Below are 14091 nucleotides of genomic sequence, written 5' to 3'. Positions count from 1 at the left end.
GCAACTCGGGCTCCGCGGGACGTGGCTCGGAGCGGCTCAGAGCTTGACGTCCGCGAGCAGGGTGGGCGCGATGCGCAGCAGGCTGATGGTGGCGGAGCGGCCCATGAAGCCCCGGGCCTCTTCAATGGCCTCGGTGAGGGTGTCCGTCCGGTCCCAGCCGAGCAGCTCGGGCACGTGGTTGTTCTCGGCACCGGCGACGATGACCTTGCCCACGTGCTGGCGGCCGTTCTCGCCCCAGTACCACATGTAGAAGGGGTGCACGCCGTGGTAGGCGTTGCCCTTGCGGTACAGGTGCACGTACGAGGGGTTCTCCGCGAACTCGCGCTCGTACTTGTGCTCCAGCTTCATGGAGTCCCGCGTCTCCGGCAGCAGCCGGTTGAAGAACTCGATGTAGCTGGGGTGCTGCACGGGATCGAACTCGTCGAACGCCGGGTGCAGGAGGATGAGCACGCCGCCCTTCTTCACCAGGGGGATGCCGCGGTTCAGGTTGAAGAAGTAGCCCAGCCCCATCACCTGCAGCAGCAGCGGGTTGAGAATGGAGTTGACGCTGTAGGGCGAGATGAAGGGGATGGGGAAGATGACGATGTCGCTCTGCCCATCCACCGGCACGGAGTACTGCTTCCAGCTCATCTCCAGCGTCTTGGCGTGGGCCGGCTCGGTGGCGCCGGCGAAGACACCCGTTACATCGTAGGGGGCAGGCACGGCGCTGAAGATCTTCCGGGCCGCCGCGCGCGGGGCATGCTTGAGCGCGAAGAGCGTGGCCTGCAGCTTGAGCCTGTCCGCCTCCGTGTAGTCTTCCTCCTTCTTGCCGAGGAAATCCATGGGGGCGCCGAACATGCGGTTGTTCAGCGTCGTCTCGATGTGGAACACCTTGAGGTTCTTGTCGATGACGGTGCCGATGCGCGAGTTGCTCCGATAGAGCGCGCTGGCCTTCGGCTCCATGTAGCTGTCCGACTCGCGGATCGTCTTCGGGTTGTGGTGGTGGCGCAGGCTGGCGTAGTTGGTCACACCGGTGCCCATGGACTTGTGCCCGCCGTTCATGGGCACGAAGTTCACGTTCACGTAGACGATGAGATCGCTCTCCGCCACGCGGCGGTTGACGGCCACCACCTCGTTTTGGCTGGTGCGCTCCAACTCGACGATGCCGTCCGGATCCTCGGCGTCGTGGTTGTAGTACCGGTCCGGGTAGTAGGCGTCGTAGATCTTCTGGCCCACCATGCGCCGCATCTCCGCCTCGGTCATCCGGCGGTGCAGCGCGTTGGCGATGAGCAGGTGGATGTCATCCACGCCGCTGTCGGCGGCCAGCTCCAGCACCACCTCGAGGATGCTCTGCCGCACGTCCGGGGTGACCATGGGTGGCAGCGGCACGGAGATGTCGTCGATGACGCAGGTGAGCTTCATGCCCGGGCGCATGAGGGCGTGCAGCGGGTCCATGCCCTCCGGGTGGTTGATGGCCCAGCGGATGGCGGCCTTCACGTTGGGCACGCCGGCCATGGGCGGCCGCGGGAAGATGACCCGCGTGCCGACGGGCAGGTCCTCCAACAGGAAGTTCTCTCCGGAGAAGAGGACCCGCGGGGGGCTGCCCTTCTCGGTGATGACGACCTGACTTTCCTCGTCGTAGAGCTTCTGGAGCGTCTTGATGGGGCGCATGGGAGTTTTTCGTGACTACTTCAGATCGAGGATGGGCCAGTTGTAGGCGCGCGCCAACTGGCGCAGGCGCACGTCCGGGTTGACCGCCGTGGGCCGGCCGACGATGGCCAGCATGGCGTAGTCCGAGGCGCTGTCCGAGTACCCGTGGCAGTGGGCCAGTGACAGGCCCTCCTTCGCGCAGTAATCCCGGATGGCGTTGGCCTTGTTGGCACCCTCGATGATGGGGGGAATCACTTTGCCAGTGGCCTTGCCGCCGACGAACTGCATCTTGTTGGCGATGAGCTCGTCGGCGCCCAGGTATCGGGCGAGCGGGCGCATGGTGAAGTCCAGGGCTCCCGTGACGAGGACGATGCGGCAACCGGAGCGCCGGGCCTCGGCGATGAGATCCTTTGATTGCTCGTAGAGGGCGGGCTTGAGCACGTCCTCGAACATGTCCTCGGCCACGGTGACCAGGCGGTCCTCGGAGAGACCTTCGTAATAGCGGTAGAAGAACTCGTTGAAGACCTTGCGGTTGATGAAGTCCAGGGCGCCGAACAGGGGCAGGCTGGCGGCCGTGCCGAGGCTCCGCCCCGCCATCCCCAGGAGTGAGCCCCGGTTCATGGCGTAATAGGCGTAGACGTGGACGATGTTCGTCCTCACGAGCGTCCCGTCGACATCGTAGAAGGCAGCTTTGGCGGGCATGGGGCTGGCGGCTTCCTGACACTCCTGTACGGGTGTGTCAACGATGCCGGAAGGGGGGGAATTCGCCGGTCAACCTCGGCCGGCGAGCAAGGGGGCCGTGCGCCGCGGGGCCTCGCACGGGCTGTGGGTGCCCCCGCCTTCAAAACCAAAGAAGCTCCTGCGGCAAGAGGAATTCCCTCGGCGGAGCCCCGCACGCCCGAGGAGAAACGTGGCGGGTCACCTCTGTTCCGCGGCGAGAAAATCCCGTGGGTAACCCCCGCTCTCCCGAGGGAAAAACCATGCTTCACCCCCCCTTCTTCGAGTGTGAGGCAGCGATCACCGAGCGGTTTTCAGAGGGGAATGCGTACGGAAGGGCTGTTTTTCGGCTCGGGCCGTGCTACTACGCCGCCCACGGCTTAGGTTGTTCAACGCCGTAATCCACGTCCCCTTCGGAGGGGAGGAGACACAGAATGGCCGCTAAGAAGGCTGCTGCGAAGAAGACCACTGCTGCTGCTGCGAAGAAGGCTCCCGCCGCCAAGAAGGCTGCTGGTGGTGCCAAGCGCAAGCCGAACGCCGCGTTCATGAAGGAGTTCACTCCGACGCCCGAGCTCGCCGCTGTCGTTGGCGACAAGCCGCTGCCGCGCACCGCGGTGATCAAGAAGCTCTGGGACTACTTCAAGAAGAATGGTCTGAACCAGGGCCAGCTCATCAACCTGGACGACAACCTCAAGAAGGTCTACGGCAACAAGAAGCAGATCAAGATGACCGAGGTCGCCGGGGCCTTCAAGCACCTGAAGGAGTAGTTGGCCACGCGCCAGCCCGTGATCGGGCGCGCGTTGCTCCGAGGGCTCGCCACACCGTGGCGGGCCCTCTGCTTTTGGGGGGGATCCCCCAGGGCGGGTGAGCGTTGGAAATCGCGCGGAATGCGCTGCTGACCACTGGCCAACTTCCGCAGGAGTTCCTACCTCTCCAAGCGCATGCTGCGCCAAGGACTGGAAGAGGGGAGTAACGCTGCTCCTGGAGCGGCGGAGCGTGGGGCCGCCATCGCCGAGCGGCTGTACGCGCGCGTCCGCGAGGAGTTGCTGGCTCGGGCTCGGACGACACCGCTGTCCACCTACCGGGTGCAGCTGCACCAGGGCTTCAACTTCCGGGAGGCCCAGGCGGTGGTGCCGTACCTGGCTCGGCTGGGGGTGAGCGACTTCTACGCTTCGCCGTACCTCAAGGCGACGCCCGGCAGCACCCACGGCTATGACTGCGTGGACCACCAGCACCTCAACCCCGAGGTGGGCACGGCCGAGGAGCATCTGGCCCTGTGCCGCGCGTTGGAGGAGAAGGGGCTGGGCCACGTACTGGACGTGGTGCCCAACCACATGGGCATCGAGCGCTTCAACTCCTTGTGGTTCGACGTGCTGGAGAACGGCCCGTCCTCCGTGTACGCGAAGTACTTCGACATCGACTGGAAGCCGGTGAAGGACGAGCTGCAGGACAAGGTGCTCCTGCCGATCCTCGGGGACCAGTACGGCATCGTCCTGGAGAACGGGGAGCTGAAGCTGGGCTACCGGGACGGCGCCTTCTTCATCCACTATTACGATCACCTGCTGCCGCTGGCGCCTCGGCAGTACGGCAACGTGCTGCGGCCCGGCCTGCAGGAGCTGGAGGCACGGCTGGGCGAGAGCCACCCGCACCTCATCGAGCTGCAATCCATCCTCACCGCCATCGAGCACCTGCCGACGCGTACGGAGACGGAGCGGCCCAAGGTGCTCGAGCGCAACCGCGAGAAGGAGGTCATCAAGCGCCGGCTCGCGGCGGTGGTGGAGGCCAGCCCCGAGGTGGCCACCTTCGTGTCTGCCTGCGTGGATTCGTGCAATGGCACTCCGGGCAACCCGCGCTCGTTCGACCGGCTGGACGCGCTGCTGGCTGGATGCAGCTACCGGCTGGCGCACTGGCGCGTGGCTGGCGAGGAGATCAACTACCGCCGCTTCTTCGACATCAACGGGCTGGCGGCCATCCGTGTGGAGGATCCGGAGGTCTTCGATGAGGCCCACGCGCGCATCTTCGACTGGCTGCGGCAAGGGTGTGTCACGGGCCTTCGCATCGATCACCCGGATGGGCTGTTCGATCCCACCGCGTACTTCCTGAGGCTCCAGGAGCGCTTCTTCGTGGAGCAGGTGCGCGCGCGCTTCCAGGAGGAGTTCGGAGACAGCGACACGCGCTGGTCGGTGGTGGAGCAGCGCCTGCTGGAGCTGTGGCGGACAGAGGTGGCGGAGGACGTCGCCTCACCGCTGCGCAAGGCGCTCTATGTGGTGGTGGAGAAGATCCAGGGAGGCCGCGAACGCATCCCCGAGGCGTGGGCGGTGCACGGCACGACGGGTTACCGCTTCGCCAACTCGGTGGGCGGAGTCTTCGTGCAGGCGGAGGCCGAGAAGCCCCTGACGGAGACGTATCACCGCTTCATCGGCCAGGCGCCGGACTTCGAGGAGCTGGTCCGCCAGAAGAAGCTGCTCATCATGAGCACGGCGATGTCGAGCGAGATCAACATGCTCGCTCACGAGCTGAACCGCATCTCGGAGATGAACCGCCGCACGCGGGACTTCACGCTCAACAGCCTGCGCCGGGCGCTGGGGGAGTTCATCGCGCTGTTCCCCGTCTACCGCACCTACGTGGACGGGTGGAGGCCGGAGCTGGACGCTCGGGACGTGCAGTACATCGAGTGGACCATTGCCCGGGCGAAGGAGCGCAACGCCACCACCAACGTCAGCATCTTCGACTTCCTGGGGGACATCCTGCTGCGGCGCTACCCGGAGCACCTCAACGAGAACGAGCGTGCCGTCATGCTGCGCTTCGCCATGAAGCTGCAGCAGGTGACGGGCCCGGTGATGGCCAAGGGCCTGGAGGACACGTCCTTCTACATCTACAACCGGCTCGTCTCGCTCAACGAGGTGGGCGGGGAGCCCGAGCACTTCGGGACGCGGGCAGTCTCGTTCCACCAGCGCAACCGCGAGCGCGCGGAGCACTGGCCGGCGAGCCTGCTCACCACCAGCACCCATGACACGAAGCGCAGCGAAGACGTGCGCGCCCGGCTGAACGTGCTCACCGAGCTGCCCCAGGAGTGGAGCGAGCGGGTGGAGCGCTGGTCGAAGCTCAACGCGGCGCATGTCTCCACGTTGCCCGGTGGCGCGGCGCCCTCGCGCAACGACGAGTACCTCTTCTATCAGACGATCGTGGGCGCCTGGCCCATGGGCGGCGAGCCTCTCTCTCAGACGGAACACGAGGACCTCCAGCGCCGCGTGCGCGAGTACATGGCCAAGGCCATCAAGGAGGCGAAGGTCCGCACCTCGTGGACCAAACCGGACGCGGACTACGACACCGCGGTGGCGCGCTTCGTGGACGGGTGCTTCGACTGGAAGAAGAGCGCCGAGTTCCTGGAGGACGTGCGCCAGTTCAAGCACCGCATCGAGCCGGCCGGGCAGCTCAACGCCCTGGGGCAGCTCGTGCTCAAGCTGGCCTCGCCCGGGGTGGTGGACACCTACCAGGGCTGTGAGCTGTGGGATCTGTCCCTCGTGGATCCGGACAACCGGCGCCCGGTGGACTACGGCCTGCGCGCGAAGCTGCTGGATGCGCTGGATCAGGAGTCCTCCGGGAATCTGCTGGGGTTGTGCGCGAAGCTGAAGGCCCACATGGACGATGGGCGGGTGAAGCTCTACGTGCTTGCCCAGGGCCTGCGGCTGCGCCAGCGCCAGGCGAGCCTCTTCCGCTCGGGAGGCTACCGGGAGCTGGAGCTGACGGGGCCTCGCGAGCGGGCGGCCGTGGCCCTCGCCCGGGAGCACGGGGAGTCGGTGGTACTCGCAGTGGTTCCGCGTTTCACACTCCCCGCGCTGGAGGGGGAGGGGGGCCTGTCTCGCGCCTATGAAGGCACTTTCGTGACGCTTCCGGACGCCTATGAGGGCATGATGTTCCGGGATGTGTTCACCGGGCGCGAGGTGCGGCCGGAGCGCGGGACGACGGGTGGCGTGGTGCTGCCCCTCTCGCCGCTCCTCGCGAACTTCCCGGTCATCCTGCTGGAGAGGAGCACCGGATGAGGAGGGCCGAGGTGCTTCCAGGGAAGCCGTATCCCCTGGGCGCCACGTACGACGGAGAGGGCATCAACTTCGCGGTCTTCGCGGAGCATGCCCGGAAGCTGGAGGTCTGCCTCTTCGACCCGAGCGATCCCTCTCGAGAGCTCCGCCGCTTTCCTCTTCTGGAGACCACGTACCACGTCTGGCACGGCTACGTTCCCGGGCTGCAGCCGGGCACGATCTACGGCCTGCGCGCGCACGGCCCCTACGAGCCCAAGCGAGGCCTGCGCTTCAATCCGCACAAGCTGTTGGTGGATCCGTACGCCCGCGCCCTCCACGGCCGCGTGGACTACGCCCCGGCGATGTATGCCTACAAGGCGGGGGACGACAGCGACAAGGACGCGGACCTCGTCATGGACAAGCGGGACAACGCCGCGGGTGTGCCCAAGGCCGTGGTCCTGACAGATGACTTCGACTGGGAGGGGGACAAGCCTCCCGCCACCGCGTGGAACCGCTCGCTCCTGTACGAGCTGCACGTGAAGGGCTTCACGAAGCTCCACCCGGCCGTGCCCGAGTCTCAGCGCGGTACCTACGCGGGGCTGGCGCACCCGGCCGTGGTGGAGCACCTCACCCGGCTGGGCGTCACCGCCGTGGAGCTTCTGCCCATCCACGCCTTCGTGGACGAGCACTTCCTGGTGAAGAAGGGCCTCACCAACTACTGGGGCTACAACACCCTGGGCTTCTTCGCTCCCGAGGCGCGCTACAGCGGCTCGGGCTCGCGCGGCGGCCAGGTGACCGAGTTCAAGCAGATGGTGAAGGCGCTCCACCGCGCCGGCATCGAAGTCATCCTCGACGTGGTCTACAACCACACCTGCGAGGGCAACCACCTGGGGCCCACGCTCTCCTTCAAGGGCCTGGACTGCAGCGCCTACTACCGGCTCACGGACAAGGATCCGCGCTTCTTCCAGGACTTCACCGGCTGCGGCAACTCGTGGAACGCCACCCACCCGTACGCGCTCCAACTGGTGATGGACTCGCTGCGCTACTGGGTCGAGGAGATGCACGTGGACGGGTTCCGCTTCGACCTGGCCACCACGTTGGGGCGAGACAGGCACGGCTACGACACGCGCGCGGCCTTCTTCCAGATGGTGCACCAGGATCCGGTGCTGAGGCGGGTGAAGCTCATCTCCGAGCCCTGGGACGTGGGGGACTTCGGCTACCAGGTGGGCAACTTCCCGGTGCGCTGGAGCGAGTGGAACGGCAAGTACCGAGACACCATCCGCCGTTACTGGAAGGGGGATGACCGGCAGGCGGCGGAGATCGGTTATCGGATGACGGGCTCGTCGGACCTGTACGCGCTGTCCGGCCGCATGCCCACGGCGAGCGTGAACTTCGTCACGGCGCACGACGGCTTCACCCTGCACGATCTGGTCACCTACAACGAGAAGCACAACGAGGCGAACCTCGAGAGCAACCGGGACGGGGCCAACGACAACCACTCGTGGAACTGCGGCGTGGAGGGCGAGACGGACGACGCGGCGGTGAACGCCCTGCGTGCCCAGCAGCAGCGCAACTTCATGGCGAGCCTCTTCCTGTCCCAGGGCGTGCCCATGCTGGTGGCCGGGGACGAGATGGGGCGCACGCAGAAGGGCAACAACAACGCCTACTGCCAGGACAACGCGCTCTCGTGGGTGAACTGGGACCTGAACCCCCGCCAGCGGGCGCTGCTGGACTTCACCATCCGTTTGAGCCGGTTGCGCCGCGAGCAGCCGGTGCTCCACAAGCGGCGCTTCTTCCGCGGCTCCCACATCTGGGACAGCGAGCTGAAGGACCTGGCCTGGTTCCGCCCGGACGGCAAGGAGATGAAGAAGGAGGACTGGGAGAAACCCTATGTACGTGCGCTGGGTTTCCTGCTGGGAGGGGATGCCATCGCGGCCCTGGACGAGCAGGGCCACCGGGTGGTGGGGGACACGCTGCTGGTGTTGATGAACGCCCACCACGAGCCGATGACGTTCGCCCTGCCCGCCATCGAGTGGGGGGCGGACTGGGAGTTGCTCGTGGACACGACGACGGCGGAGGACTGCTCCCACGCCCATACCCCCGCTGGGGGCAAGGTGCAGGTGGCGGGTCGCTCGGTGGTCGTCCTGCGCCGGCCGGCCACGGACTTGTAGCGGACCGGGCCCAGAAGCGTTAGGCAGGAGTCGACGGAGCCCGTCCGGCCGGGTAGGGTGGCCGGCGTTCCGCCTCAACCCGGGAAGGTCTGTGAACACGCAAGTCGCGATCTGGGTCGGCTTTCACGTCTTCGTCGTGGCGATGCTCGCCATCGACCTGGGCGTGTTCCACCGCAAGGACCACGCGGTGACACCGAAGGAAGCAGGCATCTGGACGGGGGTGTGGATCGCCCTCAGCCTGATCTTCTGCGCGGGCATCGGGGCCTTCATGGGCCACGAGCTGGCGCTGCAGTGGCTCACCGCCTACGTGGTCGAATACGCGCTGTCGGTGGACAACCTCTTCGTCTTCCTGGTGGTGTTCAGCTACTTCCGGGTGGCGCTCGAGTACCAGCACCGGGTGCTCTTCTGGGGCATCATCGGCGCGTTCATCATGCGCGCGGTGCTCATCATCACGGGCACGGCGCTCGTGAGCCGCTTCCACTGGCTGATGTACCTGTTCGGCGCCTTCCTGCTCTTCACGGGCCTGAAGATGCTGCTGTCCAAGGAGGAGGCCGAGGCGGCGGACCCGGAGCAGCGGGCGGTGGTGAAGTTAGCCCGGCGGGTGCTGCCGGTGGCGCGGCAGGGCTCTGGCAGCCACTTCTTCCTGCGGGAGGATGGCCGGCTGAAGGTGACGCCGCTGTTCCTGGTGCTGCTGGTGGTGGAGGCCACGGACCTGCTGTTCGCGTTGGACTCCATTCCCGCGGTGCTGGGCATCACCCAGCACGCGTTCATTGCCTACACATCGAACGTGTGCGCCATCTTGGGTCTGCGCTCGCTGTTCTTCCTCGTGTCGAAGCTGATGAGCACGTTCCACTTCCTGAAGGTGGGGCTGTCGATCATCCTGTGCTTCGTGGGGTTGAAGATGCTGGCCACGTACTTCGACTTCCACCTGCACGAGGGGCTGTCGCTGGGAATCATTGGCCTCATCCTCACCGGCAGCATCGTGGCTTCGATCATCTGGCCCCAGGCGCCCGAGGCTGGCTCGGAGGGCGAGGGTGCCAAGGCTCCAGAGCAGGGGAAGGACCAGGAGCGCGTGAAGAGCTGAGGATTTCGCCCTCTTTAGATGCCCAGGGTCCAATTCCAGTAGAGCGGTTGGCATGAGAAGGGGCCGCGCTCCAGACTGCGGTTGCAATGATAGCCCTCGCCACACGCATCAGGAGGGCCGTGAGGGTCGCAGGCGGGTAGGCAATGCCAGCCGTCGCAAACCTTGCCAGCACCGCAGGGGGGATGGCCTTCGCCGCACTCTTCGACACATTCCATCCACACCTTGCCTGGATACGGCGGCTCATAGGCTACGTCGCACTTGAGGCCACCGGGGCAGGGTGTTTGCTGGCATTGGGGGCCATACACCTGCGCGCACACCGAGGCCCCTTCCTCGAAGGAGATGCACTGCTGACCAGAGGGGCATCCCCGGGTCTCGCACGTGGGCAGGCAGGCGGGCTGCGGAACGGTGTCCGCGCAGAAGAAGCCCTCGGGACATTCCTGGCTGTCGCCTGGGTGGCATGGCCGGGCGCACCAGGCGTGTTCGCGGCCACTGCACAGCCATTCGGGGGCGCAGGAGTTTCGTTTGTCACGCGGAAGTTCGACGCAGGCCTCCCCTTCCTGGCGCGGGCCAATGGGAATGCAGCGGCGCACCTGTGGACCCTCGGGCCAGGTGGCAAGGCTTCGGCATACCTCTCCTCCCTGGCATTGAGCATCCGTCAGGCACTCGCTGTCGACGCAGGTCGACCGCGGGAAGCGGACGTCGAACAAACAGCCCAGTGGCGGCTCACACTTCACCTTCTCCGGTCCGCAGCGCTGCCCGTACGTTGCCAACTGCGAGCGTTGCTCTTGGGTGAGCATGGGACTGATACGCACTCCGGGGGGCGCATGCGCTGGCATCTCCGGCCTCAGCAGTCCCCACAGCAGCAGCAGCACTGGCAGTGGCAGCAGAACGGCCGCGAAGACAGCGACGACGGTACGCCAGTTCCCCCTCCGCACTTACGGCCCTCCACACTTACGACACTCGTCCGAGTTCTCCTTGCCATGTGCGCAGACTTCCCTTTTTCGCTGGTCTGAGCACTGCGTGAGTTCTAGCTGTTGCTGCTCCGAATCCTTGTGCACGGCCTTGGCAACGCGGCCGTCCTTGCCGAATTCCGAGGGGCAGCCGCTCAGCACCAGGGCGGAAATGACGAGGGCCACCGCTTTGAGAGTCGGCATCCGTTCCTCGCGTGAAGGACGTTCGACGTTACCAGCGCGGCTTGCGCAGCGTCCACGCCACGGCATGTAGGGCGAATTCTGCATCGTTGCCTCCAACACCGGCTTCGCCCGCTCTTTGATTGTGCGGCTACCCTTGGCGCCCAAGTATCTGGCGTCGTGACTGCGGCGGCATCCCCGGTTCCCCTCTCCCTGAGTTGCGCATCGGCGTGCCCGATGGGAGGGCGCTCCAGCCCGCCTGCTTCCCCTTGTCCTGCCTCTTGTGCTAACCCAATAGGTCAACTAACCAAGGAGGTTGTAGATGTGGCAAGTCAGGTTGAAGCGTAGGGCGTGGCCTACCCATGGCGTCACCCCATGGGGGTTGGCGGTGGCGCTCGCGGTAGGGGCCGCTGGCTGCGCGCGCAAGGAGAGCGGCGTCTATCGCCAGGAGCATGCGATCCTGGCGGCCGCGGACGACTTCGGGCTGTTGCTGCTCAGCGCGGGACTGCGGACCGAGCCGCTGCTGGCGGATGGCGAGCTCACGGTGGACGAAGCCAGGCGGCTGCGCCTCATGCTCGACCTGGAGTTCGCGGACGGGGGCATGCAGCGGTACGGCCCCCGGGTCGCCGCCAGCTACCTGCTGGCCGAGGTCATCACCGGTGGGCAGCCTGTCACCCGGCCCGTGCTCAACGCGCGGGTGCGGCGCTTCGAGCCCCTCGCGGTGCTGCGGCCCGATGGCTATCTCGTCATGACGCTGACGGGGACCCCTCTTCAGTGCGCGGGGCCTGTGCAGGTACAGGCCGGAACCGTGACGGCAGCGGAGTTCGTTCTCGGCACTTTCTACTCCGCGCGGGAGAGCGGTTTTCGCGAGGACACCCGCCTGCCGCGGCTTCCCCGCAGCGCGTACTTCAACGGCGTCGTCGTCAGCCTGGAGCCGCAAGAGCCCGAGGTCAGCACCCCATCGCCGCGCCCCTCGGGAGCACAACCATGAGTGACAAGAAGCATGAGGAAGGGTCGCGGGCGGACGTGGAGCAGGGGGAAGAGACGAGCCCCGAGGAACGGACCACCGAGGACATGAGCGACGAGGCGCCGGAGGAGGGCTTGTCACCGGAGGCGCGGCGGGAACTCGCCGTGGTGATCAAGGGCATGGAGAGGCTGTCCCGTCTGCTCCAGCGGCAAGACTCCTTCACTGCGGGGCGGGTCACCTTCAAGTTCCTGCGCCTCCTGGAGGAGCGGAAGAACGGAGTGCAACTGCTCCTCTTCGAGCGGTCGCTGCCTCACGGCATGGGTGGCTACGTGGTGGTCAAACGCCTTCATCACCCCCAACGGGCTGAGCTGCGCCAGCGCCTGAAGGAAGAGGTGCAGCTGGCGTTCCGGCTCCACCATCCGGCCATTGCCCAGGCCCATCACTTCAAGGTGTTCGGTGGCACGCCGTACGTGATCATGGAGTACGTGGCCGGGCTGCAGCTCGAGTCGCTGCTGAGCATGGCGGCGTTGCGGCGCCAGCCGCTGCCGACCCCCTTCGCCCTCTACATCACGGCGGAGGTGGCGGACGCGCTCGAGTACGCGCACACGCTCACCGACCGGGAGGAAGGAGGCCGCCCGCTGGGCATCATCCATCGGGACGTCAGCCCCCGGAACATTCGGGTGGGCCGCCGCGGCGGAGAGGTGAAGCTGACGGACTTCGGCGCGGCGTTCTCGAAGAGGGTGGGGCGGCAAGAAACGCCAGAGCTGCTCAAGAAAGGGGAGCTGCTCTATGCCTCGCCCGAGTACCTCCTGGACCAGCCCATGGATGCCCGCTCGGACATCTTCTCGCTGGGGCTGGTCCTGCTGGAGGCGCTGACGAGCCGTCACCTCCTCGCTGGGGAGCAAGGGGCGGCGCTCACACCGTCACGAGGTGTGAAGGTGAGGGCGGATGAGGCTCCGCAGCTGCCGCTGGAGGAGATGCTGGCGTGGGTGGAGCGCTTCGGCCCGGAGGATGTCGAGCGCGCGGTAGCGGGCCTGTCGGAGGGACTCAAGGCCCTTCTGCGCAGGGCGCTCCAGAGAGACCCGGCTGAGCGCCACGCAACGGCTGGGGAGCTGCTTGGCGAACTTCGCGCGGAGCTCTCCGTGCTGGCCCCGGGGTACGGGCGGAGGGAGGCCGCCGAGCATGTGGAGCGGCTGCTCTCTGAGGCCCGCGCCGTGCGGGAGGTCGCAGAGCCCGTGGAGGGGGGCCTCTACCCCGAGTCCATCGACAGCCACGAGCTGGAGGGGTGAGAGGAGGCCAGGACCGGGACGCGAAGAGGTGGCGCCCCGGTCCTGGATTCAGCGGAGGAGGGCTTTGGCCACGGTGATGAGCACCTGGCGCTGGCTGTCGTCCAAACGCCGGGACAGGGCGACGAGTTGCTGAAGCGAGGGCGGGTCCTCATCCCAGGTGGCAGTCTTGCGCGACTTCTCCGGGCGGGGAAACCCGAGCAGCTCGGCGGGAGAGACGCGCAAGGTCTCGCAGAGCTGGACGAGCGTGGGGACGCTGGGGAGCATCTTTCCGCGCTCCATGCGGTTGTAGACGATGGGAGACAGCTCCATCAGTCCGGCCACCTCGGCCTGGGTCAGGCCCAGGCGTTCTCGCGCGGTGCGGGCGGCATACCCCAACCTGGTAGCGATCTGCTCTCTCATGGCTCGAGGACCGGGAAGAGGAACAACCGTCCCACGAGGACATCCACGGAGGTGTTGAGCACCCGGGCCAGGCGGCAGAGGGTGGCGACACTCGGCAGCAGTCGTCCTCGCTCCAGCCTTTCGTAGACGGGAAGCGGCAGCCCCACGGCGTCGGCGACTTGTTGGCGGCAGAGCCCCGCTTGCGTGCGGGCCTGGCGGGTGGCGGTGCCTATGTACTCTGCGAGCTTCAAGGACATGGAGTGACTCTCCTGCGCGGATCCGCGTCGGGAACGCTGGCAGTGGGTTATACGCATGGGTTGGTAGGTGTATATACCTCGTGCGTTAATCCGTTCAAACCTTCTGGTATGACCGAACGTCCGGTCATCGGGCTGGGCGGGCCTCTCGTGGGGTGTCATAAGTGCCTGCGCGCACCTACCTGGGTGGTTGTGGTAGTCTCTGCCTCCCTAACAGGGAGGCCCGCCATGAGTGAACCCGCCGTCAGGCCCGCTGCGGCGAAGGGGCGCCGCAGGCGGCATCACACCTCGGTGTCGCAGATAGGGCCGGGCACGGAGGTGGGCCCCTATAGGGTGGAACGGCGGCTGGGAGCGGGCGGCTTCGGCACGGTGTTCCTGGCGCGGCGGGGTGAGCAACTGCACGCGCTGAAGTTCCTGTCGCTCAAGGACCACTCGGGCTGGGCCGAGCGCGAG

The 14091-nt window shown here is 66.6% G+C and carries 11 protein-coding genes; 7 read left to right on the top strand and 4 right to left on the bottom strand.

The genetic code is table 11. The features are described from left to right. Positions 1-36: 36 nt before the first annotated feature. Positions 37-1650 carry an NPN-dependent hydroxyacid isomerase, LarAH14/15/16 family gene (gene larAH / locus KY501_RS24460; protein ID WP_224365690.1) on the bottom strand — a complete coding sequence of 538 codons (1614 nt, stop codon included), beginning with the start codon at positions 1648-1650 and terminating at the stop codon, positions 37-39. A gap of 15 nt (positions 1651-1665) precedes the next feature. Beyond that, positions 1666-2331 (bottom strand): HAD family hydrolase, encoded by a 666-nt coding sequence (locus KY501_RS24455; RefSeq protein WP_224365689.1) that lies wholly within the window; start codon positions 2329-2331, stop codon positions 1666-1668. 449 nt (positions 2332-2780) lie between these two features. On the opposite strand from KY501_RS24455, the gene KY501_RS24450 reads away from it, so the two are divergent. The 6 genes from KY501_RS24450 (at position 2781) to KY501_RS24425 (ending at position 13006) form a co-directional block, all read left to right on the top strand. Then, positions 2781-3113, top strand: a complete 333-nt coding sequence (locus tag KY501_RS24450; RefSeq protein ID WP_224365687.1) for an SWIB/MDM2 domain-containing protein — start codon at positions 2781-2783, stop codon at positions 3111-3113. Positions 3114-3287: 174 nt separating this feature from the next. Beyond that, positions 3288-6389 carry a malto-oligosyltrehalose synthase gene (gene treY / locus KY501_RS24445; protein ID WP_224365685.1) on the top strand — a complete coding sequence of 1034 codons (3102 nt, stop codon included), beginning with the start codon at positions 3288-3290 and terminating at the stop codon, positions 6387-6389. Next, positions 6386-8536, top strand: coding sequence for a glycogen debranching protein GlgX (gene glgX / locus KY501_RS24440; RefSeq protein WP_224365683.1), 2151 nt, complete (start codon positions 6386-6388; stop codon positions 8534-8536). Before treY ends, glgX begins: the two co-directional genes overlap by 4 nt. 91 nt (positions 8537-8627) lie before the next feature. Further along, positions 8628-9620 carry a TerC family protein gene (locus KY501_RS24435; RefSeq protein ID WP_224365681.1) on the top strand — a complete coding sequence of 331 codons (993 nt, stop codon included), beginning with the start codon at positions 8628-8630 and terminating at the stop codon, positions 9618-9620. Positions 9621-11072: 1452 nt separating this feature from the next. Then, positions 11073-11741: a hypothetical protein gene (locus tag KY501_RS24430; protein ID WP_224365679.1), complete on the top strand. Its 669-nt coding sequence runs from the start codon at positions 11073-11075 to the stop codon at positions 11739-11741. Beyond that, positions 11738-13006: a serine/threonine-protein kinase gene (locus tag KY501_RS24425; RefSeq protein WP_224365677.1), complete on the top strand. Its 1269-nt coding sequence runs from the start codon at positions 11738-11740 to the stop codon at positions 13004-13006. Before KY501_RS24430 ends, KY501_RS24425 begins: the two co-directional genes overlap by 4 nt. A gap of 48 nt (positions 13007-13054) precedes the next feature. On the opposite strand, the gene KY501_RS24420 is transcribed toward KY501_RS24425, so the two are convergent. Continuing rightward, positions 13055-13405, bottom strand: a complete 351-nt coding sequence (locus tag KY501_RS24420; RefSeq protein WP_224365676.1) for a helix-turn-helix domain-containing protein — start codon at positions 13403-13405, stop codon at positions 13055-13057. After that, complete coding sequence (locus KY501_RS24415; RefSeq protein WP_224365675.1) at positions 13402-13641, bottom strand: helix-turn-helix domain-containing protein; 240 nt, start codon at positions 13639-13641, stop codon at positions 13402-13404. Before KY501_RS24415 ends, KY501_RS24420 begins: the two co-directional genes overlap by 4 nt. 225 nt (positions 13642-13866) lie before the next feature. Between KY501_RS24415 and KY501_RS24410 the strand changes: the two genes are divergently transcribed. Continuing rightward, the coding region (locus tag KY501_RS24410; RefSeq protein WP_224365674.1) for a hypothetical protein at positions 13867-14091 on the top strand (225 nt) is incomplete at its 3' end.

It is taken from the genome of Hyalangium versicolor, assembly GCF_020103695.1.
Lineage (GTDB): Bacteria > Myxococcota > Myxococcia > Myxococcales > Myxococcaceae > Hyalangium > Hyalangium versicolor.
Note: the sequence above shows the minus strand (reverse complement) of the source record. Positions and strands in the feature narration are given on the sequence as shown.

Excerpts from the sequence above, each read along its gene's own strand:
- larAH (WP_224365690.1), bottom strand. The coding sequence starts at position 1,650 with ATGCGCCCCATCAAGACGCTCCAGAAGCTCTACGACGAGGAAAGTCAG.
- KY501_RS24455 (WP_224365689.1), bottom strand. The coding sequence starts at position 2,331 with ATGCCCGCCAAAGCTGCCTTCTACGATGTCGACGGGACGCTCGTGAGG.
- KY501_RS24450 (WP_224365687.1), top strand. The coding sequence starts at position 2,781 with ATGGCCGCTAAGAAGGCTGCTGCGAAGAAGACCACTGCTGCTGCTGCG.
- treY (WP_224365685.1), top strand. The coding sequence starts at position 3,288 with ATGCTGCGCCAAGGACTGGAAGAGGGGAGTAACGCTGCTCCTGGAGCG.
- glgX (WP_224365683.1), top strand. The coding sequence starts at position 6,386 with ATGAGGAGGGCCGAGGTGCTTCCAGGGAAGCCGTATCCCCTGGGCGCC.
- KY501_RS24430 (WP_224365679.1), top strand. The coding sequence starts at position 11,073 with ATGTGGCAAGTCAGGTTGAAGCGTAGGGCGTGGCCTACCCATGGCGTC.
- KY501_RS24425 (WP_224365677.1), top strand. The coding sequence starts at position 11,738 with ATGAGTGACAAGAAGCATGAGGAAGGGTCGCGGGCGGACGTGGAGCAG.
- KY501_RS24420 (WP_224365676.1), bottom strand. The coding sequence starts at position 13,405 with ATGAGAGAGCAGATCGCTACCAGGTTGGGGTATGCCGCCCGCACCGCG.
- KY501_RS24415 (WP_224365675.1), bottom strand. The coding sequence starts at position 13,641 with ATGTCCTTGAAGCTCGCAGAGTACATAGGCACCGCCACCCGCCAGGCC.